Here is a 26,420-nt window from a genome sequence, read left to right as displayed (position 1 = left end):
AAGATATCATACTAAGTAGTGTCGGTGTACAAAATAGCAGATTTTAAAAGGAGGAGACTTTTATGCCTTATATAAACTTTAAGGAAGAAGTGTTTAAAGGAAAAGAAGAACTACAGAAAAGAATAGAAAATAACAAGAAGTTATTTAGCCAAATAAAAAATGATAAAAGCCAAATTAGTATTGAGCCAGATGGAAAGTATAGTTTTAGAACTATTGAAGATAGAACTATAAATAATTCTAAAACTGAAAACGAGGGAGATTTTTTAGAGATTGCTGATAAGAATATTGTATGTACAGAATTTATAAAATGTAAATTTTATAATATAAAATTTAAGAATTGCACCTTTATAGCATGTAAATTTATAGAATGTGACTTTGGAGGGGGAGGAGTAATTTTTGAAAATTGTACTATGATTTTAGAAGAAATTAATAATGTACCATCTTTGAATAAGAAGGATAACTTATCATGTATCTTTGAAAGATGTAATTTATATTGTAAGTTTTTAAATTCTAATATTACTTATTTAATTATTGATGGATGTGAACTTAAAAATACATCCTTTGAGCTTACAGACATGTCCAATGCTATAATTATAAATTCTTATATGAAAATGATTAATTTAATGGATGTGAATTTATCTGGCGGGAAAGTAATATCAACCTATATTGAGGACTTAGAGTTTAATGATAAGACAAAAAGTATGTTAGATCCTAAAACCTTCTTTGATAAAATTGAGCCTAAAAAAAGGACTAAAGATGAGTATGAAGGAATATATACTGTATATGAAACTATTGCAAATAAATTCAATGAAAATAATCTTAAAAACAACTTTGGAGAATACTATTATCTCTGTAAGAATATGCAGAGAAAAAGTTTAAAGAAGGTATTACCTAAAATAGCATCCTATATTTATTGGTTTACCTGTGGATATGGAGAAAGAATATTATATCCATTAATAAGCTCTTTAGTTTTAATATTAATTTTTGCAGTTATGTATATTATTCTTGGATATTCTTCAGAAAAAGAAATAATTAGCTATTGGTGGGGTATAGGGTTACCAAAAAGTTTTAATGAATTTCTTAGTCAAGCAAATCAATGTATAAATATAAGTGTTGAGGTATTTACAGGACTAGGATCTGATAATGAAACGCCAATACCAGCGTCTTTTATAGTAGCAAATACGGAGATGATAGTAGGAGTAATCATGATGGGGGTTGGAATAGGTACCTTAACAAGGAAATTAGTAAGATAAATTAAAAATGGCTGTTTTAAAGTAAGCTCAATATTTTATAAGTGTTTATGAGTTGCTTTTATACAGCTATTTTTATTTAAGGTTGTTTAACAATTGGTTTTATTAGATTGACAAATTTCAAATAATTAACTATATTAGTAAAATTATGGTAAACAATCGTGAGAAGATTGAATTATATATGTAATTTCATGTATAGATTTTTCCTTTTCATGCACATTATGTATACTTTTAGAAATGAGTAACTTATAATAAAATTAAATTTAGTTAATGAAAAAGTATATATTATATTTATTTTAAATAATGTGTAAATGATAATTGTTTCATAAAAAATTAGTACTTGTCTAATTATTGTAAAGCAAAACAAATAAAAAGAAAAAAATTAGTAGTATGAAAATAATAAAATCAATTTATTATTTCCATAAGTGGGGGATTAAAAATGAAGGGGAAAAAATGTAGTAGTATTATTATGGTTATGATTGTAGTTATTATACTAGGGTATTATGCTTATTCAAATTTTTATAAAGTTAAACCAGTAGATAAGTATTTAGCAGATAACTATAAGACAGCAGATTTTACTGAAGAAGGGATAAGTAATACCTTTAAGTTAATCGATGATAGTAGTGAATATGATATATTTTTTACTGGTGAATATCATGGAATGTTAGGAAATGAAAAGATAAGTATTGAAATGTTAAAATATTTAAATCAAAAAGAAGGTGTTAGGTATTTAATATGTGAATTACAGTATAGTATAGTTAGCAAATTAAATCAATATATACAAAATGGTGATGAGCAGATGCTTAAAGAGGCAATAGAAGTAGTAAGAAATGCTGCTCCTAGCTATGGTGGTGATGATTACTATAAATTCTGGCAAGAGCTATATAATTATAATAAAACTTTACCTAGCGATAAAAAAATACAAGCTTTCGGTATTGATATAGATTTTCAAGTTAATTATACTTTAAACGAAATGCTTAGCTTGATTCCTAACAAAGAACCAGGTGAGGGAATAAAAAAGAAAATAAATGATTTTAAAAATATACTTAGTAACAATGTAGAAGACGATGAAGCCATAGTCACAATACTAGTAAATTTAAATAAGGATATAAACAATAATGCAGATGTATACAAAGCTTTCTTTGGAGATAACTTTAATAAATTTAAAAACAATCTAGATAGTATGATGAATACTATAAAATTTATGAAAAATCAAAGTGAATATAGAGATGATTTAATCTATGATAATTTTATAAGGATATATAATGAAAATCCTAAGGGGAAATACTATGGACAATTTGGTACCGCACATATTTTCAGAGAAAATATAAAGTCTAATGGAGAAGAAACAATTACATTAGCCAAATTTATAGAGGAGAAGGGAAACCTTAAAGTATTATCTATGCCTATATCATCTAGTGAAATAGTAATTCCAAAGAAGGATATAGAAAAGCTAAAGTTAGAAAAGTTCACTTTATTTAAGTTGAATGGCAAAAATTCACCTTATAAAAAAGGACTGGAAAATTCACTTGTAGATAATTTATTCGAACTTACAAATGGGAGTACAGTAGATAACTATCAATACGTAATTTGTTTTTGGTATAAATAATTTTTAATAAAAATCTCAAATATGTAACAAAAGTTACAGACCTATTATGGAAATATAGTTATAATTAAGCTATAGTAAAAATAGTTTATTTTAAATGTGTTGTTGAAAGTAAATAAAAGGTAAGTGTAATAAAATAATAATTATTTTGGGAAATATGCTAATTAAGATTAAATAATAGGTTTGGAGGATTTGTTATGAAGAGAAAGATAATTAAGATCCATGAGGAAAAGTGTAATGGTTGCGGATTATGTGTTAATGCTTGTCATGAAAAAGCTATAGAACTAGTGAATGGAAAGGCAAAGCTTGTTAGTGATATATATTGTGATGGATTAGGTGATTGTTTACCTAATTGTCCTACAGCAGCTATAGAGATTATAGAAAGAGAAGCAGATGAGTATGATGATGATGCAGTAAAGGCAAGAATTTTAGAATTGGATAATAAACCTAAAGAAATTAAAGATAATCACATAAATAAAGAAGAAAAACTTCCATGTGGATGTCCTGGAACCATGGCTAAAACCATTGAGAGAAAACCAATAATTGCTATGGAAACTATGCCTAAGAAAAGAGAGAGTACTACTGAAAATAACTCTGAACTTATGCAATGGCCAGTGCAATTGAATTTAATAAATACTAGTGCACCATATCTAAATAATGCTAACTTATTAGTAGCAGCAGATTGTACAGCTTATGCTTATGGAAATTTTCATAGAGACTTTATGAAAGATAAAATAACAGTAATAGGATGTCCAAAACTTGATGACAATGAACATTATAAGAATAAATTAACTGAAATACTTAAGAAGAACAATATAAAGAGTATAACTGTAGTTAGAATGGAAGTACCATGCTGCTCAGGAATAGTTTCAGCAGTTAAAAAAGCAATGCTTGCTTCAGAGGTAATTGTACCTTATACTGAGATTACTATTACAAGTAATGGTAATATTATAAAGTAAGTAATAGATTCATAACTTATATGTTTTAAATATTATTAGATACGTGAAGGAGTTACCTTGAAACTTTTGTGGAGAGGTAACTTTTTATTTTTTTAAATATTATAATACTAGGGATATGTTGACAATAATAACATAAAAAGGTAATATAAATATGTGAATACATTATTTGTAAATCTATAAATGTTATTCTTGAATGGGTTCTTTTGAATAAATAGAGTAAGTAGTTTACCTATTCCAGTTAAAGTATTCATATTTAATAGTTTATTGAAATTATTTTATGTGAGAAAGGAAATTAAAAATAATGAAAAAAGAAAAAAGAAAACAACATAATAAGGACATTTTAAAAAAAATATTTAAGTATACAAAAAAAACATTGTGTTGTGCACTAATTATATTATTGTTTACGATTGTAATTCAAAGCTTAAAAATAAGAGTCGATAAGGAATATGTACCAAGTATACTTGGATATACTTATTTAAATGTATTATCAGAAAGTATGAATCCAGAGTTTTACTCACAGGATTTAATAATTGGGGCTAAGATAAAAGATACATCTAAACTTAAAGTTGGGGATGTTATTACATTTAAAGTAGGAAACATGTTAGTAACACATAGAATAGTTGAAAATGCTGAAGATGGAACTACCTTTACTACTAAGGGGGATGATAATAAAGCCAATGATGAGAAACAGGTAAGTGCTAGCCAGATAATATCTAGGTATTGTTTCAAAATACCTAGATGTGGATTTATAATAAGTAAAATACAAAGTATTCAATTTTTAGCTTTGGCTTGGATAATAATTATGTACTATATTATAAAGGAAATATTTAAAGAAGTTAAGTTGCTTAGAATAAAGAAAAAAAGTATTGAATAGTCAACTTCATTATTAATATTATTTAAAATTTAATTTTATATTTTCAAAAGGTTTATAAAGGGAGCGAAGAAGTATTCACTGTATATGGTCACTTAGTGAATATGGAGTTAATAGTGAATCCACACCATTATATAATAAATATTATATTTTATGGGAGGAATTTAAATTGAAAACTAAAATTAAAATTGTGTCATTATTAATGGCAGCGGCAATTACGACAGGGGTAGGAGGATATGGTACTTATGCTTATTTTACTGATAGTGATTCATTAAAAAATGAAGTAAACATTACAATGGGTAAATTAGATGTAAAAGCATATTGGGCTACAGATGCTAATGCCGATAGTTGGAGGGCTACATCGAAAGTTACAGAAGTAGTTGACAAAGATGGTGGAAAGACATTAAGCTTTGAAAATGTTAAGCCAGGAGATACTTTCGAAAGAGACATAATAGTTGCTAATTATGGAACTTTAAAAGCAGATACAACAGTGGAATTTAATCCTAAATTAGTTGATGGGTTAAAACTTGAGATGGTAAACTTCACTTCTCAACATGGTCATGCACAAATAGATCCAAATGTTCCTAATAGAGTATATGAAAATGGAATGGAAGTTAGAGATTTTATTAAAATGACAGTTAGAGTTACTGTTCCTACAAATGCAGGTAATGATTGGATGGAAAAACTTATTAATACTGATGCTCAAGAATTTGTAAAAGTTGGAGCACATCAAGTAATAGAGCAGTAAAATATAATAAAAGAAAATATTTATAATATTATTGTGACTTAATTATAGCATATAATATTATAAATCATAGAGCTATCTTAAATTGATCAACTTCATATAATGTTGAACTAATTTTAAGATAGCTCTTTATTATTGTAGAAATATTTACAAACTTTAAAAAGTGGTAATATAAAATTAATGGAATAAAATGATAATATAATGTATAGTAAATATAACGATGAAAAAATCCATAGGGAGGAAAGAGATACCTATGTCAAATTCAATAATAACCAAGAAAGCATTAGCTAAATCTTTAAAGGAATTAATGAATTCTACATCTTTAAATAAAATATATGTTAAAGATATAGTTGATAACTGTGGACTAAATAGACAAACATTTTATTATCATTTTCAAGATATATACAATTTATTAGAGTGGATTTATGAAACAGAAGCGGTGGAAAGTATATCACAATATAGAAGTTATAGCACCTGGACTGATGGATTTCAAAAGATTTTCAACTATATAGAAAGCAATAGAAGATTTTGTATGAATACTTTAAATTCCTTAGGAAAAAATCATCTAGATTTATATCTTTACACAGTTACTTATGATTTAATTATTGGAGTAGTTAATGAAGTTTCCAAAAATATGAAGGCTACAGAAGATAATAAGAAGTTTATTGCAAATTTTTATACTTTAGCTTTTACAGGCTTGGTAATTCAATGGATGAATGGTGGAATGAAGGAAGATTCTCACACGATTATTGAAAAGTTAAGTGAATTAGTAGAAGGTAACTTTATGAGAGCACTAGAGAGATATGAAAAGGATGCATAATAACTATATCCATCATGCATCCTTTAAAACTTATATATTCTTTAAAGCATTAGTATAATTATAAAATATTACATATAGCTATGATTTAAAAGTTACTTTAGTTTATTACCATTCTTATCAATATAAAACCACTGATTATCTAATTTCACAGCTATAGGAGCATTATCCTCATAAGAAAATTTAATTTCATCATATATGGTATCTGTAAATTTGTTAGAGGATTTGTTAAAAAGCCCATATTTATTATCTTTAGTTACTATAAACATATTTTCGGGATAAGAGTCAATAGTATCATATTCACATTTTAAGATTTCCTTTTGATTTTTATCGATAATTCCCCATTCACCACCTAGACATACTTGGAAATTATTTCCTAATGAATCCATAGGAAGGACTTCATCATAAATAGGAGGAACTATCTCCATGCCGCTAGAAGCTAAAATACCACACTTGCTTGACTTATAAATTGAAGAAAAGCCGTAGAAAAGTGGATAAATTTCTGTATAATCTGTACTAAGTATAATTTCACCCTGTTTATTTATAAATACTTTTTTATAGTTTCCATCTTCATCTTCATAGGTGGCAGCAAACATATCATTTTCAGAGTTTAATTCAATTTGTTGAAACTTAGGCTCGAAGAGTAATTCTCCTTTATTATTTATAAGAGCAACTTTATTATTTAAGGAAACTATGGATATATCATTTTCAAAAAAAGAATTTATATAATCATATATAAAAGGAACAATGACATTACCACTCTTGTCTATACATCCAGCTTTACCATTAAGACGCACTACAGCTAGTCCATTGTAAAATGGGTCAGCATTTTCATAAATAGGATCAATTACTAGTTCATCTTCAATATTTATATAACCAAGCTTTCCATCTATATATACAGGAGACATATCATCATTAAAGTTTAAGTGACAAGGATATTTAGGTTCTATTATAGTTTTACTATCCAGATTTACAAAACCAAACTTTCCATTGCTTTCAAGATAAACCATAGAATTATTATTGAATATAGGCATTACACTACTATACTTAGGTTCTACTTTCAAATTAGTATCTAAATCTATAAAACCGTGGAGATTATCTTTTGTTATTGTGGCTATATTTTCATTATTGTATTTATATAGTGAGATTGGAGAATCAGAGATGAAGTCAACTACTATATTGTTTTTTAAATCTATACAACCATATTTGTTTTTCTTTTTAACGGAAATAAGAGTATCGGATGCAAGATTAGCTTCTTCGTATTCAAATGGAATTATCACATTATTTTTTTTATCAATGGCACCCCAAAGACCATCTTTTTTTACTAGCGCTATATTATTATAAAATGCATATGCTTCGTCATAGTCTGGGGTTATAACTAGATTTTCTTCTGTATCAATAAATCCCCAGAGATCTCTAAGTTTAACAGCAGCTAGGCCTTCATTGAAGGGGCAAGCATCTTCATATTTAGCATTGTCATTACAACCACTTAGAAGAACACAAGAAATTAGTAATAATATTAAAAAAATTTTATTTAGAATCTTCATATATCCTCCTTTTAAAATACTATTTACTATATTTTAACATTATATCACTAGGAGGTATACCAGATTTCAAACAAAAAAATAAAAAATGCAGTATTAAGTGGAATACCGCATTTTAGTTATATATTAGATGTAAGCTTATTTTCTTTTATTAGATATTTCAATGTTTACTTTTCTCTTACCAAACATTTTTCCTTTAGAATTTTCTAATATTATATTTACAAGATTGCTAGGTACATCAACGAAGGAGAATTTATCAAGGATATCAATTCTTCCAATTTCCTTACCTTTAACACCAGCAGTGTTATCTAAAAATTCAATAACATCTTTAGCTCTAGCTTTATCAAGTTTACCAATAGATAAGAATAATCTTGTTGTATCATCTACTTCTACAGATTCTTCAGCGTAGTTACAATTTAATTCTTTATCAAACATTAGTTTAAGTAAAGAAGCAGTAACGTCTTCAGCACCATACTCATTTATTAGTTCCTTAGCCATAGGTAAGAAGGTGTTGTATGAGTCTTCTTGCAATACATTTCCAATATTTTCTATTAAGCTTCCAGACTTAGCAGAGAATATATCAGCTAAAGTAGGAATGTCTTTTTTTACTATCTTACTTTTAGTATGATTTTCTATTTGTCTTATAAAAGAAACTTCTTTTCTTGAAGCAAAGCTATAAGCAATACCTTCTTTATTAGCTCTACCAGTTCTTCCTATTCTATGCACATAAGACTCTATATCTTGTGGCAAGTCATAGTTAATAACATGAGTAACATCTTCAACATCGATTCCACGAGCTGCAACATCAGTAGCTACAAGGAAATGCAATTGTCCGTTTTTAAATTTAGCTAATGTATTCATTCTTTGGCTTTGTTTCATATCTCCATGCATACCTTCAACACTATAGCCTTTACTATGTAAAGAATCAACTAGCTCATCTACACCTTTTTTAGTTTTACAGAACATTATTGTTGTAGTTGGATTATCTACGTCTAAAATTCTACAAAGTGAATCAAATTTATTAGATGAGTTAACTAAAAAGTATGATTGTTGTATTTTAGATACAGTCATAGATTTTTTAGCTATTACAATATGTTGAGTATCGGGTTTCATATAATTTTTGGATAGGTTTTTTATTGGTCTTGGCATTGTAGCAGAGAATAAAAGCGTTTGTCTTTCTTCATTTAAGTTAGATAGGATACTTTCTATATCCTCTATAAATCCCATGTTTAACATTTCATCAGCTTCGTCTAAAACTAGGAATTTAACATTTTGAAGTTTTAATGTTCTTCTGTTAATATGATCTAATATTCTACCAGGGGTTCCAACTACAATATCTACTCCTCTTTTAAGAGCAGCAAGTTGTCTGTCAAAGGATTGACCACCGTAAATTGCTAGAATCTTATATTTTTCATACTTACATAATTTCAAAAGTTCTTCGCTAACCTGAATAGCTAATTCTCTTGTTGGAGCCAATATTAAGGTTTGGATAGCTCCACCCTTAGGACCCATATTGCTAAGAATAGGTGCTCCAAAGGCAAGGGTTTTACCAGTTCCTGTTTGCGCTTGACCTATTATATCGTAACCTTGTAAACTTACAGGAATGCTTTTTTCTTGTATATCGCTAGGATTTTCAAAGTTTAAGTCATTTATAGACTTTAATATGGAATCCTTAAGTCCAAGTTCTTCAAATTTAGTTTTTATCATTCATATTCCTCTTCTCTTTTTTCTTTAAATACATCTAATAGTAACATAGTATACTTATAATAGCAATTGTAAACTGAAATTTTATCACTGGGTATTTATCACTGGGTATATTGAAATACGAGAAAAATTGTACAGGTGGAAATATAAAACTCTACTACATTTATAGAAAATCATATATTATATTATGTGTAGATATAATTAGAATTATAGGTATAATTATATATATAGATTTTAAAGTAAGGAGAATATATGAAAAAATTTTTATTTGATACAATAGAAACATATTTGGAAAATGGACTTAGATTAATTACTATAAAAAAAGAAACTCAAATAGCTTCTTTAAATATAGGGGTCAAGGTTGGAGCAACTTGTGAAGGAAATCAAGAGAGAGGTATATCCCATTTTATAGAGCATATGCTTTTTAAAGGAACTGTTAATAGAGATAATGAAAAATTAAATAGTGATTTGGAAAATTTGGGTGGAGAGTATAATGCTTACACAGATTATATGTCCACTGTTTTTAATACAACTACTTTAAACGAAGAATTAGATGAAAGTTTAGAATTAATTAGTGATTTACTTCAATATCCTACTTTTTTAGAAGAACATATTGAGAAGGAAAGAGGTGTAATACTAGCAGAGTTAAGAAGTGGTAAGGATGATGTAGAAGATTTATCTTTCCAAAAAATCAATGATATGGCTTTTACTCATAGCCCATTAAAGATTGATGTAATAGGAAAAGAAGCTATTGTAAAGTCAATTAACAGGGAAGATTTAATTAGATATTACGATAATCAATATGTTCCTAATAATACAGTGATAACAGTGGTGTCTTCTTATGACCATGAATATGTAATAGATTTGGTTAAGAAATATTTTAAGGAATGGCAAAGGAAAGAAGTAGATAAACCTGCTTTAGATTTTGAGAAAAATAAAGAAAAATTTAAGATTACGTATAGAGATAATATGGAGCAAAGTACAATAATATATTTATATACTTTTAATGATCTATCTAAGAGAGAAGAATTAGCTTTAAGAATATTAAATCATAAGTTTGGAGAGAGCTCTAACTCTATATTATTTAGAGAACTTAGGGAAGACAGGGGACTTGCCTATGATATATATACGAGTCTTGATTTAACAAATAACTTGAATACTTTATATATTTATGCAGCAGTAGCTCCAGAGGATGTAGATGCATCTATAAAAACTATAAATCAGTGTATAGAAAAGATTAAAGAGGAAATAATTGTATTTGATGCTAATACTATAAATTTAATGAAAAAGGTGTTTAAGACAGCTATAGCTTCTACTTTAGAGGACTCATCCGATTTAGGAAATTATGTAGTACATCAGGCTATGGAAGATGAGAATTTATATCAATTTAATGAAGATATGGAGAATTTAAATGATATAGTAGCTCAAGACTTATATGAAGTGGCTAAAAAAGTATTAAATAAGCCTACTATTCATGTGCTTCTAAGTGATAAGGAGTAAGGAGTTATAATTTCTATAGATGATGGGAAGGAAGAACAGTGAGTAAAGTAATTACGAAGATTGAGGCTCAAAAGAAAAAGGATAACAGAGTAAATATATTTATAAATAATGAATTTGCCTTTGGATGTAGCAGTGAATTGGTATATTATCATAATTTAGCTAAGGGAAAGGAAATAAATGTTGAAGAGCTAAAGAAAGTTATAGTTGAAGATAATTACCTTACAGCAAAGACAAAGACTTTAAAGTATATTGAGAGAGCTCTAAAGAGTGAGTTTCAAGTGAGAGAATTTTTACAAAAGAAAGAGTATGAGGACAATGTCATAGATAGAGTTATAGAATTTTTAAAGGAATATAAATTTATTGATGATGAATATTATGCCAAAGCTTTTGTAACACAAAATATTAGAATTGAAGGTAAAGGTAACATTAAATATAAACTTATAAAAAAGGGCATATCTGAGGATATAATAAATAGCATACTAAGTAAAATTTCTTCTGAGGATGAAGAAGCAGTGGCTTTAAAGTTAGCGGAAAAAAAACTTAAGGTGCTATGTAAAAATGAAGGTAATATAAACAAAATTAAAAGTAAACTTAATACTTTTTTAATATCTAAGGGATATAATTTTGATACTATAAAGTCAGTAGTAAATAAATTAGAAATCAGGGAAGAGAAGAATATAGAAGAATTTACAGAGTATAGTTATGAACAAGTTAAGGAAAATCAATGGGATGAACTTCTAAGTGTTGCAGAGAAAAGATATGAGCGTCTTAGCAAATCAGAAGAAGATGTGATTAAAATAAAGAAAAAGTTACAGGATTTTCTTTTAAGAAAGGGTTATAATTACAGCGATATCAAAACTGCTTTGAACAAGATTATTAAAGGTGAAGATTTCTATAATTAAAGCCTAGAAGAAAAATAACAGGATAGAAAAGGAGGGATAGGATGGAATTTTTAGAGGAATATAATATAAATATTGTTTCATTAGTATTAGTTATAGCATTTATATATCCTGTATTAATGGGTTTTATATTTAAATTGAAAAGTAAAAGCATGGTGGTTACCATCAAGGGAGTTTTAACTTCCATAGCAATGGTATGTTCAATAATATTAACTACGGTGGTAGTAAAAGATGTGTTTACATTAGATAAATATGGATTAGTCGAATATATATCATCTAAGATTTCTTCATCCTTTGCTTATCTTATTACTAAATCTAAGCTATTTAATGTAATAATATTATTAATTACATTCTTATTGATTTATCAGATATTTAAAGCCTTTATAGAATTTATATGCAGGATTGTTTTATATCCAGCTTCAGATGCTATTGATGCTAGTATTAGAAATGCAGGGAGAGGTACTAGAGCTTTATTAGGAGGAATATTTCAAATTCCTAAGGCTATATGTTATGTGATAATATTAGCTGCACTACTTAGTTATGCATCAATTTTTTTAAAAAATGCAAAATTAGATAGTAAGTTAAATTCATCTAACATATATAGTTATATTAATGAAAAGATTGTAGAGCCTGTTACGGCTTCTGAGATAGCTAAAAGTTTTCCCAATATATTAGATAACTCATTTAAAGTAGTGGATGAGAAAAATAATGTGGTTGATAATGTAAATGGATATCTTCAGGGAATAGTTTTTTATAATGGAGTAACTCTAGATGAGGGAATTAAATCTAATGAGGTTATAGATAATACCGCTTTAAGTATAACTAAAAAATATGATAATGATTATGATAAAGCAAGAGCTTTGTATGAATGGATAGGTAATGCTATAATCTATGATGATGATAAGGCTAAAGAAGTTATGAATAATCCAATGCCTACAGGGACTAATTCAGGAGCAATAAATACTTTTAAAACAGGAAAAGGTGTATGCTTTGACTATGCATGTTTATATGTTGCAATGTGTAGAGCAAATGATATACCAGTTAGACTAATTGTAGGAGAAGGTTATAATGGAACGTCTTGGGTTAGTCACTCATGGAATGAAGTTTATATAAAGGATAGAGATAAATGGGTAAATGTGGATGCAACTTTTTACAATGCAGGGAATTACTTTGATAATGATACTTTTAATTCAGAGCATAGAGGTAGAAAAATTGCAGGAGAATGGAATTAAAGACTTTATTTAAATAGTCAAGCTTCAACTAAGCATTTATATTAGAATTAGTTACAGATTGTATTATGAAGTTAAAAGGATGGCTAAAATATAAAAAACAAGCTTATAGGCTTGTTTTTTTATATTTAGCTAGTATGAGGCTTATGGCCTTTTCACATTCCATATCCGTATTATCTATAGACCAGGCAGTATTAAAATAATTTAGGGCTTTTTTATTTTCGTCCATCATTACATGGCAATAGGCAAGGTTGAAATAATATTTACTTTCCTTTCGTAGATTCAACGCTTTATGAATAAGAGGTATTGCAGCCTTATAGTTTTTTAGTTTAATAAAACATACAGCAGAATTATAAAATGAAGGTGCTTCATATTCCTTTAACTCTGCAGATTTTTTATACATATCAATAGCATTTTTATAGTCCTTAAGTTTATATAAATCATTACCTTGTGCAAAATAATTCAAGGAAAAGACCTCCTAATTAGTACTTTATCTTAATATTTTCCACTTTATTCTAAAATATACTATAAACACGTATAAATTTATGAAAATTATATTTTAAAGTTTGTATTGACAAAAGATTGATATTGTATATAATATTATAAAAGAGAAACATATATAATATATAATAAATTGACTGTGATGAAGAGGAGTAAAAATATGAATTATTAAGAGAGGAAAATCCATGGCTGAAAGGTTTTCTATAGGAAGTATTTTGAAGGTAGCTTCGGAGTTGCTTTGGCGAAATTAAGTAGCTAGAGACGGTGGTTCCTCATCGTTAAAATTAAGAGAGTCTTAAAAGTAATTTTGAGAAATAAAGGTGGTAACGCGCGCTGTCGTCCTTTGGGGTGATAGCGCTTTTTTTTTATTAATTTGATATTAATCTATTAATTTAGCGTAGTATTAAAGATGTAAATAAATTAGAGGTTAAATTCAGTGTAGTAGTTTAGCTGAAATTTTTGGATATTATAGCCATTTTGCACTGAAATTATTGTAACAAGAAATTAAAAGTAAAAATAAAATCATGGAAGGGCAGGTAATAACAATGGATGAAAACAACAATATAGCAAAGAATTATGATCCTAAAGAGTTTGAGGAAAGACTTTATAAGTGGTGGGAAGAGAGTGGATTTTTTACTCCAGAAGTAGATAAAAATAAAAAGCCATACACAGTAATAATGCCACCACCGAATATTACAGGACAACTACACCTTGGTCATGCTTTAGATAATACTCTTCAAGATATACTTATAAGAACTAAGAGAATGCAAGGATATAGCGCATTATGGCTTCCAGGAGAGGACCATGCAAGTATAGCTACAGAAGTAAGAGTGGAAAAAGCTTTACTTGCAAAAGGAATTAAGAAGAAGGAAATTGGTAGAGAAGCATTTTTAGAAAAAGTTTGGGAATGGACAGATGAATATAGAGATAGAATAAAAACTCAGCTTAAAAAAATGGGTTGTTCTGCTGATTTTACAAGAGAAGCTTTTACTATGGATGAAAATTTAAGTAAGGCTGTTAGAGAAGTTTTTGTTAAATTATACAAAGATGGTCTTATATATCAAGGAAATAGAATTACAAACTGGTGTCCTAAATGCATGACTGCTATTTCAGATGCGGAGATTGAATATGAAGAGCAAGGAGGACATTTCTGGCACATCAATTACCCTGTAATAGGTAGTGATGAAGTAGTTGAAATTGCTACAACAAGACCAGAAACTTTACTTGGAGATACTGCAGTAGCAGTTAATCCTAAGGATGAAAGATATGCCCACTTAGTTGGTAAGAAACTTAGGTTACCATTAGTAGAGAGAGAGATTGAAGTTGTTGCCGATGACTATGTAGATATGGAATTTGGAACAGGTTGTGTTAAGATAACTCCAGCTCATGATCCAAATGATTATCAAGTAGGTAAGAGACATAACTTAGAAGAAGTTGTGATTTTAGAAGAAAACGGAACTATATCTGAAGGTTATGGAAAGTATTCAGGTCTTGAAAGGTATGAAGCTAGAAAGCTTATAGTAAAAGATTTAGAAGAGCAAGGACACTTAGTTAAGATTAAAGATCACAGTCATAACGTAGGAACTCATGATAGATGTGGATGTACTATTGAGCCAATGCTATCTAAGCAATGGTATGTAAAAATGGATACTCTTGCAGCACCAGCAATTAAAACCGTAAAAGAAAAAGATATAAAATTCATTCCAGAAAGATTTGAAAAAATCTATTATAACTGGATGGAAAATATTCAAGATTGGTGTATTTCAAGACAATTATGGTGGGGACATAGAATCCCAGTTTGGTACTGTAAAGATTGTGGAGAGATAATAGTTCAGACAGAGGCACCAAATCATTGTAGTAAGTGTAACTCTACAAAGCTAGAGCAGGATAAGGACGTTTTAGATACTTGGTTTAGTTCAGCTCTATGGCCATTCTCAACTTTAGGTTGGCCTGGAAACACAGAGGATTTAAAATATTTTTATCCTACAAGTACATTAGTTACTGGTGGAGATATAATATTCTTCTGGGTTGCAAGAATGATATTCTCAGGTTTATATAACATGGATGAAGTACCATTTAAAACAGTATTTTTCCATGGAATGGTTAGAGATGATCAAGGTAGAAAGATGTCTAAGTCTCTAGATAATGGAGTTGATCCACTAGAGGTTATAGAAAACTACGGAGCAGATGCTCTAAGATTTTCCCTTGTTACTGGTAATGCTCCAGGAAGTGATATAAGATTTTATGAATCAAGAGTTGAGGCAGCTAGAAATTTTGCCAATAAGATTTGGAATGCATCAAGGTTTGTTATGATGTACAATGATGAAGCTCTTATAGAGAAATATAAAGATTGTAAAAACTATTCTGTAGCCGATAGATGGATATTATCAAGACTTAATAATATTATTAAAGAGGTTACAGAGAATATAGAAAAATATGAAATTGGAATTGCACTCCAAAAAGTTCATGACTTTATGTGGACTGAATTCTGTGATTGGTATATAGAAATTGCTAAACCTTCATTATATAGTGATAATGAAGAAGTTAAGGGAGTAGCTTTAAATGTTCTAAATAAGGTTTTAGTTTCAGGATTAAAATTACTTCACCCAGTAATGCCATATATCACAGAAGAGATTTATACTCACCTAACTAAAGAAAGTGAATCTATAACAATTGCTAAATGGCCAGAATTTGAAGATGATTTAGAGAATTTAAAAGCAGAAGAGTATATGAACTATATTATAGATGCCATAAGGAATACAAGAAATGCCAGAACAGAAATGAATGTACCACCTTCAAGAAAGGCAAAAACATATATATATGCCACTGAAGCAGCGGAAGCTTTCAAGGAAGGAAAAGTTTACTTTGAAAAATTAGCATCTGCTAGTGAAGTCATAATCTTAAACTCTAAAGAAGAAGCACCAGAAAATATAGTTTCAGTAGTTTCTAAAGGAGCAGAGATTTATATGCCACTTTTGGAGTTAGTAGATGTAGAGAAAGAACTTGAAAGATTAAACAAAGAAAAAGCTAAACTACAAGGAGAAATAGAAAGAGTTGAGAAAAAACTTGCTAATGAAAGATTCATTTCTAAAGCTCCAGCTGAGGTTGTAGAAGAGGAAAAGGCTAAGGGTGAAAAGTACAGAGAAATGTATAATTCAGTATTAGAGAGTATAGAAAAGTTACAATAATGAATACTTAAAAATTCTATCTAAAAAATTAGCTTTATTATTGATTAATTATTAAAGATAAGGATATCTAAAAGCATATAGACTATATATTTATAGTTTTATGCTTTGTAGATATCCTTTTTAAATAACCTTAACTAACCAATATAATGCTTGAATATTAATCCTTAACTTTTAACTGAGTAAATAAGCTATAGTCATAAGAAATAAGAAAATTAGAATAAGTTGTAATATATTGAGAATTATTAGTATGGCATAGTTGAGTATGGATATGTAATGATGTAAAATAGGTTATGAGAAATTAGAATTCAGGAGGCTTATTATGAATTATACTGAAGCTATTAACTATATAAAAGATACGGCTAAGTTCGGAAGTAAACTAGGGTTAGAAAGAACAGAAAAGATACTAGAACTCCTTGGAGATCCACATAAGAAAATTAAAACTATCCATGTGGCAGGCACTAATGGTAAAGGCTCAACCACAGCAATGATTACCAAGATATTAATACATAGTGGGTATAAAGTAGGATGCTATATATCTCCTTACATAGAAGAGTTTGAAGAGCGTATACAAATAAATAATAATAATATTCCGAAGGAAGACTTAGCGAGTATAGTTACAGATATCTCTAGAGCCGTTGAAGAAGTAACTACTTTAGGTTATGGTAATCCTACTGAGTTTGAGATAATAACCTGTGCAGGATTTTTATATTTTTATAAAATGAAAGCTGATTTTGTTGTTGTAGAAGTAGGTCTTGGAGGAAGACTAGACTCTACTAATGTTATAACTCCAATCTTATCTATAATTGGCTCTATAAGCTATGATCATATGAATATTTTAGGAAATACCTTAGAAGAGATTGCTTTTGAAAAGGGTGGAATCATAAAAAGTAATATTCCAGTAGTTTTATATCCACAGGAAGATAAAGTGATTAAAGTCATAGAGAACATTTGTAAAGAAAAAAATTCGCCACTTATAAAGGTAAAAATGGAAAATGCGTCTTTAGTTAAAGTTGGAGATTGTAAGGATAATACTGTGGTTCAAAAATTAAATGTTATAACAGAAAAAGACAGTTATGATGTTAAATTATCACTTTTAGGAACCTATCAAGTTCAAAATTGTAATGTTGTTATAAATAGTTGTGAAGCTCTAATAGATCTTGGAGTTAATATTACAAAGGAAAGTATAATAAGCGGCTTATCTCAAGTTAAATGGCCAGGTAGATTAGAAATAATGAAAAGAAATCCTTTAGTAGTAATTGATGGTGCTCATAACATTGATGGTATAAAGAAGTTAGCTGAAAGTATAGAAATTTATTTTAATTATAAAAAGCTAATATTAATAATAGGGATTTTAGCAGATAAACAAGTAGATGAAATGATAAATATAATATGTCCTAAAGCTGAAAAAATTATAGCTGTAACTCCTCATAGTGAGAGAGCTGAGCTATGTGAAGATTTAAAAGAGAAGATTAATCTTTGCAATAGAGAATGTGAAGCTATTATGGATTACGAAGAAGCTTACAGTAAGGCTCTTTCTTATTGTGATGAAGATACTTTACTAGTTATATCTGGCTCCCTTTATATGGTGGGAGATATGAGAAAGATAATAAGAAATCATAATTAATTTAAAACATGGTAAAAATATATTAAAGTTGTAACAAATTTTTTCGTATCATAATGGAAGGTTCCTTCATAGTATAATGTGAGGAGGGATTCCAATGAGGTACTTATATATTTGTAATACAACTCAAGATAGCATTAACAAAGTGGGTATAGAGAAGTTTGCATTAGAAGATGTTATAAAGTTAGCAGGAGTTAATGAAAATAGAGTAGGTCCTCATGGATTATGCATACAGGGGGATCTATTATTCACTTCAAATTGTTATGATGGTTCAGTATCTATAGTTGATTTGAAGAACTTAAAATCCTATAGTTATTATTTAGGAAGAAACTGTAGAGATATTTGCTCATTAGGAAATCATTTATATATTATTTGCGGAGACTCAAATAATGTAGTAACTTTTGATTTAAACAAGAAGGAAATAATAGAGATTATTCCTTGTGGAGATTCTCCACATAGTATTGACTGTTGTAATCACAGCAATGAAATAGTTGTAGCCAATAATGGAGATGATACAATCACTGTGTTTGATTCATTGTATGGCAGTGATATTAAAAATATAAAGGTAGGTCAAGCACCAACAAAAGCATTATTTACCGTAAATGGGGATTATATTCTTGTATGTGAAAGTAGTGCAGGTAGCTTGGATAAGGGATGTGTAAGTGTTATATCAAGTAAAAATCATAAAGTAATACATAGATTATCAGTGGGAAATTGTCCTTTTGATATGTATTGCGATGAAAAGTATTGCTATGTATCTAATTATGGCGATGGAACTATATCCATTATTGATATTATAAATTTTACAAATGTAAAGAGTATAAGAATTGGTGGTATGCCTAGAGGAATAATTTGCGATGAAAGGTATATTTATGTAGGGGATAGCTATAATGATTTGATAATGAGGATTAATAAAGATGATAATCAGGAAAAATTAATCATCCCATTAAAGGGTCAGCCTACAGGGATGATTATAGATTAAAATATTTAAGAAAATATAAAGAATAGATTTATAAGACTCTTAATAAAAATTACTCAGTTAAAACTTTAATAATCTTAGTGTATAAGTCAGAGGGGTTAGCTTTCCATTTGGAACATAACTCTCTGGCTTGTTTATTTGATGCTACTGTTACCTTAATTTCCATAAGTGGAATATTATTTTCAGAAGCACCTAAGCTAACAACATAACTATTGGAATTTTCAATGGTGTAATCAGCTGAAATAGTAGCCTCTTTTTTTATTAGATTCATTTTTCCATCTATATAAGAATCTAATTTACTTAAACTATCCTTAGATAATCTATTTTTGAATAAAGATAGAACTTCTTTACCTTTATTAGATATTACTAATCTATCCTTATCCTTATAGTTAACTTTATTTATTAGTTGAGATGAAATTAAATCATCTATATATTCTTGCAGTGTAAAATAATTTATAAAATTATTTTCAAGGACAATTTCTGTAAGTTGTATGTTTGAGATAGGTAAATCAACTTTATCTATTATATGCAACAGTAGAAGCTTGTTTTCTGCCAAGTTCAAAGAATTATCAAACATAAAGTAACCTCCTTTAAACCATGTACATTTATACATATTTATTATATTAAATTATAACACATATTTATTGAATATGAATTAAGTTTACATGATATAGTATAGCATATAATAACTGATTCTGAATATAATTTTATAGAAAGTAAGATTATAAGTAAAGGAGAAATATGGGAACACCTAATAGAATTAAAATAAAAATAACAACTTATTTAGCATTATTAATGTTAGTAGCGTGCATAAGTGTTATGGGACGTATATTTTATAAGGAGACCTTTGTACCATCAGATAGAAAGATACCTATTTATTCAGTGGATACAAAAGAAAAGAAGATGGCTATAACCTTTGATGTTAATTGGGGGGATGATAAAACTAATGAAATACTAGATATTCTCGATAAATATAATGTAAAAGTTACATTTTATGTTATTGGATTATGGTGTGATGATTATCCTGACAAAGTAAAAGAAATTTATAAGAGAGGTCATGAAATTGGGAATCATTCTAATAAACATCCTGATTATACAAATATGACAAAGGAAAATGTAATAAAGGATTTTGAAATAGCTAACGCTAAAATATTAAGTTTGACTGGAGAATCACCTAAAACATTTAGATTTCCTTCAGGAGCATATAATGACACTTCAGTAGAGGCTATAGAAAGTACAGGGGTGAAGGCTATACAGTGGGATGTTGATAGTGTTGATTGGAAGGCAAATGGAGCAGATATAGAGTATGAAAGAATAGTATCAAAGGCAAGGGAAGGATCTATATTGCTATTTCATAATGATGGAAAATATACCACGGGTAATTTACCAAAAATAATTGAAAAATATCAAGCTATGGGTTATGAATTTGTTACAGTATCTAATTTAATATATAGTAATAATTATTATCTAGATCATACTGGAAAGCAAATACTAAATGAAAATTGATTAAATATATAGCATATTACAATTATCTGTAATTAAATAATTAAAAAATGTGAATTTTTGAAAATTACATGTTGTAAAATTTAGACAATTATTCTATAATTAATTCACGGGGGTAATGTAAATAGAACTATAAGAAAAATATATGATTTTTACTATAAATAGGTATATTTTTATTTATTAAGAATATAAATTATAGTAAATTTTACTAAAAAACCAAGGGAAAGAGGGGTTACCATGGATAATAATATTTTTAATAACAAAATTTACTTAGAGGGAAAAGTTATCTCAGATTTAGAGTTTAGCCATGAAATGTATGGTGAGGGATTTTACAATTTTGAATTTGAGGTTTCAAGACTTAGTGATACTTCAGACATATTAGTGATTACAGTATCAGAAAGATTAATTGCAGGAATAGATGTAAGTATTGGAAGTGAGCTTGTAGTAGATGGACAGCTTAGATCATATAACAAGTTTGTAGATGGTGCAAATAGACTTATATTAACTGTATTTGCAAGAGATATTCGCCAACTTGAAGAAAGAGGAAAAAATCCAAATCAAATTTTCTTAGATGGATATATTTGCAAGGCACCCGTTTACAGAACAACACCATTTGGTAGGGAAATAGCAGATATGTTATTAGCTGTTAATAGATTGTACAATAAATCAGATTACATTCCTACTATCGCTTGGGGAAGAAACTCTAGATTTTGTAAGAGTTTAGAAGTAGGGGATAACATCAGAATCTGGGGAAGATTGCAAAGTAGGGAATATCAAAAGAAAGTTTCAGACACAGAAGTAGTTAAAAAGATTGCCTATGAAGTTTCAATCTCTAAAATGGAAAGAGTTACTGATGAAAATAGAGATAACATAACTGTTATAGGTAAAGTGGACAATGATGCTTCTACAGATGAAAGTAATGCTATACAAGAAACAAATTTAAATGATAATGAAGAGAAAGAAGTTATTTAGTAAGATAAATTAACTAAAAAGCTATCATGAAGAAAAGCTTCATGATAGCTTTAAATTTTCCATTTTTTTAATTTATTACTTTCTTAAATCAGCTAAGATCTCAGTTTTACTCTTAGTCTTATCGTCTACATGTTTAATTATTTTAGCTGGAGATCCAGCTACAACTACATTTTCAGGTACATCCATTGTAACTATAGAACCAGCGGCAACTACTGAATGGTTTCCTATTTTAACACCTTCTAAGATTACTGCATTAGCACCTATCAGTACATGGTCACCAATTTCACATGGAGACTTACTTGGTGGTTCTAAAACTCCAGCAACCACTGCACCAGCTCCGAGGTGTACCCCTTTACCAAGCTTTCCTCTAGCACCTACAACAGCATTCATATCTACCATAGTTTCATCGCCAATTTCAGCCCCTATATTGATAACAGCACCCATCATAATAACAGCATTATTTCCAATAGAAACTCTATCACGAATTATTGCGCCTGGCTCAATTCTAGCATTTATACTTCTTGTATCTAGCATAGGGATAGCTGAATTTCTTCTATCAGATTCAAGTCTGTAGTTATGTATTTTGTCTTTATTTACTTCTAAAAACTTATTTATATCAGTACTATCACCAAATAAAACATAGAAGCTGCCTTCACCAAAACAGTCTACATTTTCAAAGCTACAATCCTTTAGATCGCCTTTAACATAAGCTTTAACGGGGGTTGATTTCTTTGACTCCTTTATAAATCTAGCAATTTCATATGGATCAGTAAAATTATATTCCATACTTCTAACTCCTTTCGACAAGTAATATATATTCATTTATATATTATCCTAAAATCCTACATTAATTATAAATAAATAAGATATTTTTGAATATAATACTTAGTATATTTAATTTGCTAATATAGTTATATCTATAGTTATATCATAAAAATCATATATAATGGAATATTTTATTTGCAAATGATATAATAAAGTTAAAATATAGTCCTAGGAGGTAAATATATGGGAAACTTAAACAAAGGATATATTCAAATATATACTGGAAATGGAAAAGGAAAAACTACAGCAGCGGTAGGTCTTGCAACCAGAGCGGCAGGAAACAAATTTAGAGTATGTATGGTTCAGTTTTTAAAAAGTGGAGTAACAGGAGAATTAGAGTCAGCTAAACTTATGGCTCCATATTTTACTATTCATAGATTTGAAAGACCTAGAGGATTTTTCTGGACATTAAATGATCAAGAAAAGTTAGAGCTAAAAGAGGATATTCAAGAAGCATATAAGTTCTGTATAAAGCAATTAGAAGAAGGAAACTGCGATATATTAATAATGGATGAGATTATGGGAACTTTATCTAATGGGCTAATTACAGAAGAACAATTAATAGAACTAATAGATAAAAAACCAGATGATGTAGAACTTATAATGACAGGTAGAAATGTGCCAGAGTCAATAATGAAAAGAGCTAACTTAGTTACTGAAATGAAAGATCTTAAGCACTACTTTAATGAAGGTGTTCCAGCAAGAAAAGGAATAGAATTCTAAGGAATATAAGGTATAAATTATGATATTATCAAGTAATATAGACAATATAGAAATATCAGGTATAAGAAAATTTTATAATAAGGTTGTTAAGATAGAAGGAGCTATATCACTAACTCTAGGTGAACCGGATTTTAAAATACCTGTGGAAATAAAAGAGGCTATAAAAAGATCCATAGATGAAGATAAAACTACCTATACTCCTAATGCTGGAATTGAAGAGTTGAGAGAAGAGATTTCAAAATATCTGAAGTCTTTAAATATAAATTTTTTTAAGGAAGAAATATGCGTAACAGTAGGAGGAAGTGAAGGGTTATTATCAACTTTTACTGGAATATTAAATCATGGAGATAAAGTTCTAATACCGACTATTGCATATCCTGCCTATGAAAATTGTGTTAAAATCCTTGGCGGAGAGGTTATAAATTATAATCTTAAGGAAGATCTATCTATAGATATGGAGGAATTGAAGAGGGTTGTAGAGCAAGAATGCCCGAAGGTGATGGTAGTATCTCACCCATCAAATCCTACAGGTAGACTTATGACCAAAGAACAATGTGATGAGCTATTCAATATATTAAGAGATAAAGATATATTAATTATAAGTGATGAAATCTATAGCTCCATTGTATTTGACGAGTTTAATTCCATATCGCAGTATAAAGAACTAAAAAATAAACTAGTACTTATAGGTGGATTTTCAAAGATGTTTTCCATGACAGGAATGAGAATAGGTTATGTATGTGCTCCAGAATGGATATTAAAGAACATAATAAAAGTTCATCAATACAATGTGTCTTGTGCCCCATCTATTGGTCAATATGGAGCTTTAGAAGGACTTAAAAAGTCTATGTATCATATAGATTATATAAAAGAGAATTTAAAATTAAGAAGAGACTATGTATATGATAGACTTATTTCTATGGGACTTGAGGTTATAAGACCAGAAGGAGCCTTTTATATATTTCCATCGATAAAAAAGTTTGGATTTAATAGTGAAGAGTTTTGCGAAAAACTACTTAAAGATACTAAAGTAGCTGTGGTACCAGGAACTGCATTTGGAAAAGGTGGAGAAGGATATATAAGAATTTCCTATTGTTACAGCATGGAAGATTTGAAATTAGCTTTAGATTTCATGGAAAAGTGGCTAAATGAGATTGCGTTCAATTAAGATTAGGATATAAAAAATAATTAACTGGTAAATAAAAAAGTGTTATGAAATCTATATTTTCATAACACTTTTTATTTGTACTAAATTGATTTGCTATTTAACTACATCATCCATAGAATATAAGCCTTTTGGTTTGCTATGAACATATTCACAAGCCTTTAGAGCTCCCACGGCAAATACTTCTCTTGAAATAGCGGAGTGTTTAATTTCAATTACTTCACCCATACCAGCAAATATAATTTCATGTTCACCTATAATATTACCACCACGAATAGCATGAATTCCTATTTCTTTGTGTTCTCTTTTAGAAATTCCTTCTCTACCATAGTTAAAATTTGTTTCCTCATCTATGGAGTCCTTTATAGTATTTGCAAGAAGTAGTGCGGTACCACTTGGAGCATCTACCTTTTGATTGTGATGTTTTTCTATTATCTCAATATCAAAATCCTTATAAAGTTTATTACTAATAGATTTTAATAAATTATTTACTATATTAATTCCTATAGACATATTAGCAGAGAAGAACACGGGGATTGAATTTTGTAAATCCTTAATATGAGATATTTGCTCTGCTGTATACCCTGTAGTACAAAACACCACTGGTAGTGAGTGAGTTAAAGCATATTTTGATATAGAATCTAAACTTGAAGGCCTCGAGAAGTCTAAAATTACATCTATCTCTTCCATTACTTTATCTATGGAATCATAAATAGAGTAATGGAAATTAGTATCTGTATTCATATCTACTCCAGCTTGAATTTTTAATATGTCAGAATTAGAAGCTACCTTCGAAATCATATGACCCATTTTTCCGTTACATCCAACTAATAAAATTTTTATCATGTATAGTCTCCTTTATATTAAGTGGTAATTTTTTAGAGCATCTTTCAAAGTCTCTAAATTTTTATCATCCATATCAACTAATGGAAGTCTTAAGTCTCCTACATTTCTACCCATAAGATTTAAGGAAGTTTTTATAGGAATAGGATTTGTTTCACAGAAACATGCATTAGTTAAAGGGATAGTTTTTAAGAATAACTCTTGAGCTGCTTTTATTTGCCCATTAAAGAATAATTCACATATATCATGAACATCTTTAGGTACAATATTTGCAATAACTGATATTATTCCAAGTCCACCTATAGCAAGGGTAGGTAGAATTTCATTATCATTTCCAGAGTATATATCTAACTTATCTCCACAAAGATATTTTATTTCTGCAATTTGGCTTATATTTCCACTAGCTTCCTTTACTGCAACAATATTTTCTAGTTGACAAAGCGCATGAAGAGCCTTTGGTGAAATGTTCATACCAGTTCTAGATGGTACATTATATACCACTATAGGAGTTTTAACAGCTTCAGAGATGGTTTTAAAATGAGCAATTAAACCCTTAGCAGAAGTTTTATTATAGTAAGGATTAATTACTAAAAGTCCATCTACTCCAACTGACTCAGCGAATTTACTCATTTCTACTGAAGCCATGGTATTGTTACTACCAGTACCAGCTATAACTGGGATTCTTTTATTAACTGTATCTACAGTGAATTTTATAGTTTCTTTTCTCTCATATTCTGTCATAGTAGATGCTTCTCCTGTTGTACCACATACTATGATAGCATCAGTTCCATTTTCAATTTGCCATTCTAATAATTCTTTTAATTTAGGAAAGTCTACGCCGTTTTTGTTGAATGGAGTTACAATTGCAACACCAGAACCTTTAAAAATACTCATATATACACCTCTTAAATCATTATATTTTTAATATCATTATAGTAAGTTGATATAACTGTAAATTTAATCCCTTTCAAGCTAT

The 26,420-nt window shown here is 28.7% G+C and carries 23 protein-coding genes, 1 riboswitch and 1 other annotated feature; of the genes, 16 read left to right on the top strand and 7 right to left on the bottom strand.

The window, feature by feature from the left end; all coding sequences use genetic code 11:
* The first annotated feature begins 62 nt into the window (after nucleotides 1-62).
* The 6 genes from ABDZ93_RS14220 to dhaS all read left to right on the top strand — a co-directional run bounded on the left by ABDZ93_RS14220 (nucleotide 63) and on the right by dhaS (nucleotide 6,251).
* Nucleotides 63-1,253 (top strand): pentapeptide repeat-containing protein, encoded by a 1,191-nt coding sequence (locus ABDZ93_RS14220; protein WP_343827105.1) that lies wholly within the window; start codon nucleotides 63-65, stop codon nucleotides 1,251-1,253.
* Between the two features lie 436 nt (nucleotides 1,254-1,689).
* Nucleotides 1,690-2,859, top strand: a complete 1,170-nt coding sequence (locus ABDZ93_RS14215) for a TraB/GumN family protein (RefSeq protein WP_343827104.1) — start codon at nucleotides 1,690-1,692, stop codon at nucleotides 2,857-2,859.
* Between the two features lie 194 nt (nucleotides 2,860-3,053).
* Entirely contained in the window at nucleotides 3,054-3,815 is a 762-nt protein-coding gene (locus tag ABDZ93_RS14210) for an ATP-binding protein (protein WP_343827103.1), read from the top strand.
* Nucleotides 3,816-4,116: 301 nt separating this feature from the next.
* Nucleotides 4,117-4,689: a signal peptidase I gene (locus tag ABDZ93_RS14205; protein ID WP_343827102.1), complete on the top strand. Its 573-nt coding sequence runs from the start codon at nucleotides 4,117-4,119 to the stop codon at nucleotides 4,687-4,689.
* Between the two features lie 50 nt (nucleotides 4,690-4,739).
* A riboswitch (cyclic di-GMP riboswitch) is annotated at nucleotides 4,740-4,824 on the top strand.
* 31 nt (nucleotides 4,825-4,855) lie between these two features.
* Nucleotides 4,856-5,434: a TasA family protein gene (locus ABDZ93_RS14200; protein ID WP_343827101.1), complete on the top strand. Its 579-nt coding sequence runs from the start codon at nucleotides 4,856-4,858 to the stop codon at nucleotides 5,432-5,434.
* 250 nt (nucleotides 5,435-5,684) lie between these two features.
* Complete coding sequence (dhaS, locus tag ABDZ93_RS14195; RefSeq protein WP_343827100.1) at nucleotides 5,685-6,251, top strand: dihydroxyacetone kinase transcriptional activator DhaS; 567 nt, start codon at nucleotides 5,685-5,687, stop codon at nucleotides 6,249-6,251.
* Nucleotides 6,252-6,343: 92 nt separating this feature from the next.
* Here dhaS and ABDZ93_RS14190 read toward each other — a convergent pair whose 3' ends face one another.
* Together ABDZ93_RS14190 and ABDZ93_RS14185 are read right to left on the bottom strand one after the other, a co-directional pair.
* Nucleotides 6,344-7,795, bottom strand: coding sequence for a WG repeat-containing protein (locus tag ABDZ93_RS14190; protein WP_343827099.1), 1,452 nt, complete (start codon nucleotides 7,793-7,795; stop codon nucleotides 6,344-6,346).
* A gap of 135 nt (nucleotides 7,796-7,930) precedes the next feature.
* The gene (locus ABDZ93_RS14185) at nucleotides 7,931-9,499 is read right to left on the bottom strand and encodes a DEAD/DEAH box helicase (protein ID WP_343827098.1); all 1,569 of its coding nucleotides are present in this window, start codon (nucleotides 9,497-9,499) and stop codon (nucleotides 7,931-7,933) included.
* Between the two features lie 249 nt (nucleotides 9,500-9,748).
* On the opposite strand from ABDZ93_RS14185, the gene ABDZ93_RS14180 reads away from it, so the two are divergent.
* The 3 genes from ABDZ93_RS14180 to ABDZ93_RS14170 are packed head-to-tail and all read left to right on the top strand — an operon-like array spanning nucleotide 9,749 to nucleotide 13,127.
* Complete coding sequence (locus ABDZ93_RS14180; protein WP_343827096.1) at nucleotides 9,749-10,996, top strand: M16 family metallopeptidase; 1,248 nt, start codon at nucleotides 9,749-9,751, stop codon at nucleotides 10,994-10,996.
* A 38-nt stretch (nucleotides 10,997-11,034) separates the two neighbouring features.
* A complete protein-coding gene (recX, locus tag ABDZ93_RS14175; RefSeq protein ID WP_343827094.1) occupies nucleotides 11,035-11,898 on the top strand; it encodes a recombination regulator RecX in 864 nt (287 codons plus the stop codon).
* Between the two features lie 41 nt (nucleotides 11,899-11,939).
* The gene (locus ABDZ93_RS14170; protein ID WP_343827092.1) at nucleotides 11,940-13,127 is read left to right on the top strand and encodes a transglutaminase-like domain-containing protein; all 1,188 of its coding nucleotides are present in this window, start codon (nucleotides 11,940-11,942) and stop codon (nucleotides 13,125-13,127) included.
* A 103-nt stretch (nucleotides 13,128-13,230) separates the two neighbouring features.
* Here the strand turns inward: ABDZ93_RS14170 and ABDZ93_RS14165 are convergent, their stop codons facing one another.
* Nucleotides 13,231-13,590, bottom strand: a complete 360-nt coding sequence (locus tag ABDZ93_RS14165) for a tetratricopeptide repeat protein (RefSeq protein ID WP_343827091.1) — start codon at nucleotides 13,588-13,590, stop codon at nucleotides 13,231-13,233.
* 165 nt (nucleotides 13,591-13,755) lie between these two features.
* Nucleotides 13,756-13,972: a binding site (T-box leader), on the top strand.
* A gap of 198 nt (nucleotides 13,973-14,170) precedes the next feature.
* Between ABDZ93_RS14165 and ABDZ93_RS14160 the strand changes: the two genes are divergently transcribed.
* The 3 genes from ABDZ93_RS14160 (at nucleotide 14,171) to ABDZ93_RS14150 (ending at nucleotide 19,416) form a co-directional block, all read left to right on the top strand.
* Complete coding sequence (locus ABDZ93_RS14160; protein ID WP_343827089.1) at nucleotides 14,171-16,813, top strand: valine--tRNA ligase; 2,643 nt, start codon at nucleotides 14,171-14,173, stop codon at nucleotides 16,811-16,813.
* A gap of 319 nt (nucleotides 16,814-17,132) precedes the next feature.
* Nucleotides 17,133-18,437: a bifunctional folylpolyglutamate synthase/dihydrofolate synthase gene (locus ABDZ93_RS14155; protein ID WP_343827087.1), complete on the top strand. Its 1,305-nt coding sequence runs from the start codon at nucleotides 17,133-17,135 to the stop codon at nucleotides 18,435-18,437.
* A 94-nt stretch (nucleotides 18,438-18,531) separates the two neighbouring features.
* A complete protein-coding gene (locus ABDZ93_RS14150; protein ID WP_343827086.1) occupies nucleotides 18,532-19,416 on the top strand; it encodes a YncE family protein in 885 nt (294 codons plus the stop codon).
* Nucleotides 19,417-19,465: 49 nt separating this feature from the next.
* Here ABDZ93_RS14150 and ABDZ93_RS14145 read toward each other — a convergent pair whose 3' ends face one another.
* Nucleotides 19,466-19,990 (bottom strand): DUF4364 family protein, encoded by a 525-nt coding sequence (locus tag ABDZ93_RS14145; protein WP_343827085.1) that lies wholly within the window; start codon nucleotides 19,988-19,990, stop codon nucleotides 19,466-19,468.
* A 164-nt stretch (nucleotides 19,991-20,154) separates the two neighbouring features.
* Between ABDZ93_RS14145 and pdaB the strand changes: the two genes are divergently transcribed.
* Both pdaB and ABDZ93_RS14135 read left to right on the top strand, forming a co-directional pair.
* Nucleotides 20,155-20,919, top strand: a complete 765-nt coding sequence (pdaB, locus tag ABDZ93_RS14140) for a polysaccharide deacetylase family sporulation protein PdaB (protein WP_343827084.1) — start codon at nucleotides 20,155-20,157, stop codon at nucleotides 20,917-20,919.
* Between the two features lie 234 nt (nucleotides 20,920-21,153).
* Entirely contained in the window at nucleotides 21,154-21,888 is a 735-nt protein-coding gene (locus ABDZ93_RS14135) for a single-stranded DNA-binding protein (RefSeq protein ID WP_343827083.1), read from the top strand.
* A 75-nt stretch (nucleotides 21,889-21,963) separates the two neighbouring features.
* Here ABDZ93_RS14135 and dapD read toward each other — a convergent pair whose 3' ends face one another.
* Nucleotides 21,964-22,674 carry a 2,3,4,5-tetrahydropyridine-2,6-dicarboxylate N-acetyltransferase gene (gene dapD / locus ABDZ93_RS14130; RefSeq protein WP_343827082.1) on the bottom strand — a complete coding sequence of 237 codons (711 nt, stop codon included), beginning with the start codon at nucleotides 22,672-22,674 and terminating at the stop codon, nucleotides 21,964-21,966.
* A 222-nt stretch (nucleotides 22,675-22,896) separates the two neighbouring features.
* Between dapD and ABDZ93_RS14125 the strand changes: the two genes are divergently transcribed.
* Together ABDZ93_RS14125 and ABDZ93_RS14120 are read left to right on the top strand one after the other, a co-directional pair.
* Nucleotides 22,897-23,436, top strand: coding sequence for a cob(I)yrinic acid a,c-diamide adenosyltransferase (locus ABDZ93_RS14125; RefSeq protein WP_343827081.1), 540 nt, complete (start codon nucleotides 22,897-22,899; stop codon nucleotides 23,434-23,436).
* A gap of 19 nt (nucleotides 23,437-23,455) precedes the next feature.
* Nucleotides 23,456-24,604: a pyridoxal phosphate-dependent aminotransferase gene (locus ABDZ93_RS14120; protein WP_343827080.1), complete on the top strand. Its 1,149-nt coding sequence runs from the start codon at nucleotides 23,456-23,458 to the stop codon at nucleotides 24,602-24,604.
* A gap of 93 nt (nucleotides 24,605-24,697) precedes the next feature.
* On the opposite strand, the gene dapB is transcribed toward ABDZ93_RS14120, so the two are convergent.
* A complete protein-coding gene (dapB, locus tag ABDZ93_RS14115; protein WP_343827079.1) occupies nucleotides 24,698-25,447 on the bottom strand; it encodes a 4-hydroxy-tetrahydrodipicolinate reductase in 750 nt (249 codons plus the stop codon).
* 12 nt (nucleotides 25,448-25,459) lie between these two features.
* Nucleotides 25,460-26,338, bottom strand: coding sequence for a 4-hydroxy-tetrahydrodipicolinate synthase (gene dapA / locus ABDZ93_RS14110; RefSeq protein WP_343827078.1), 879 nt, complete (start codon nucleotides 26,336-26,338; stop codon nucleotides 25,460-25,462).
* Between the last annotated feature and the right edge of the window lie 82 nt (nucleotides 26,339-26,420).

The organism is Clostridium subterminale, assembly GCF_039521425.1.
In the GTDB taxonomy this organism is placed as follows: Bacteria; Bacillota; Clostridia; order Clostridiales; family Clostridiaceae; genus Clostridium_J; species Clostridium_J subterminale.
The sequence above is the reverse complement of the archived record's forward strand: the minus strand, read 5'-3'. Positions and strand labels throughout refer to the sequence as shown.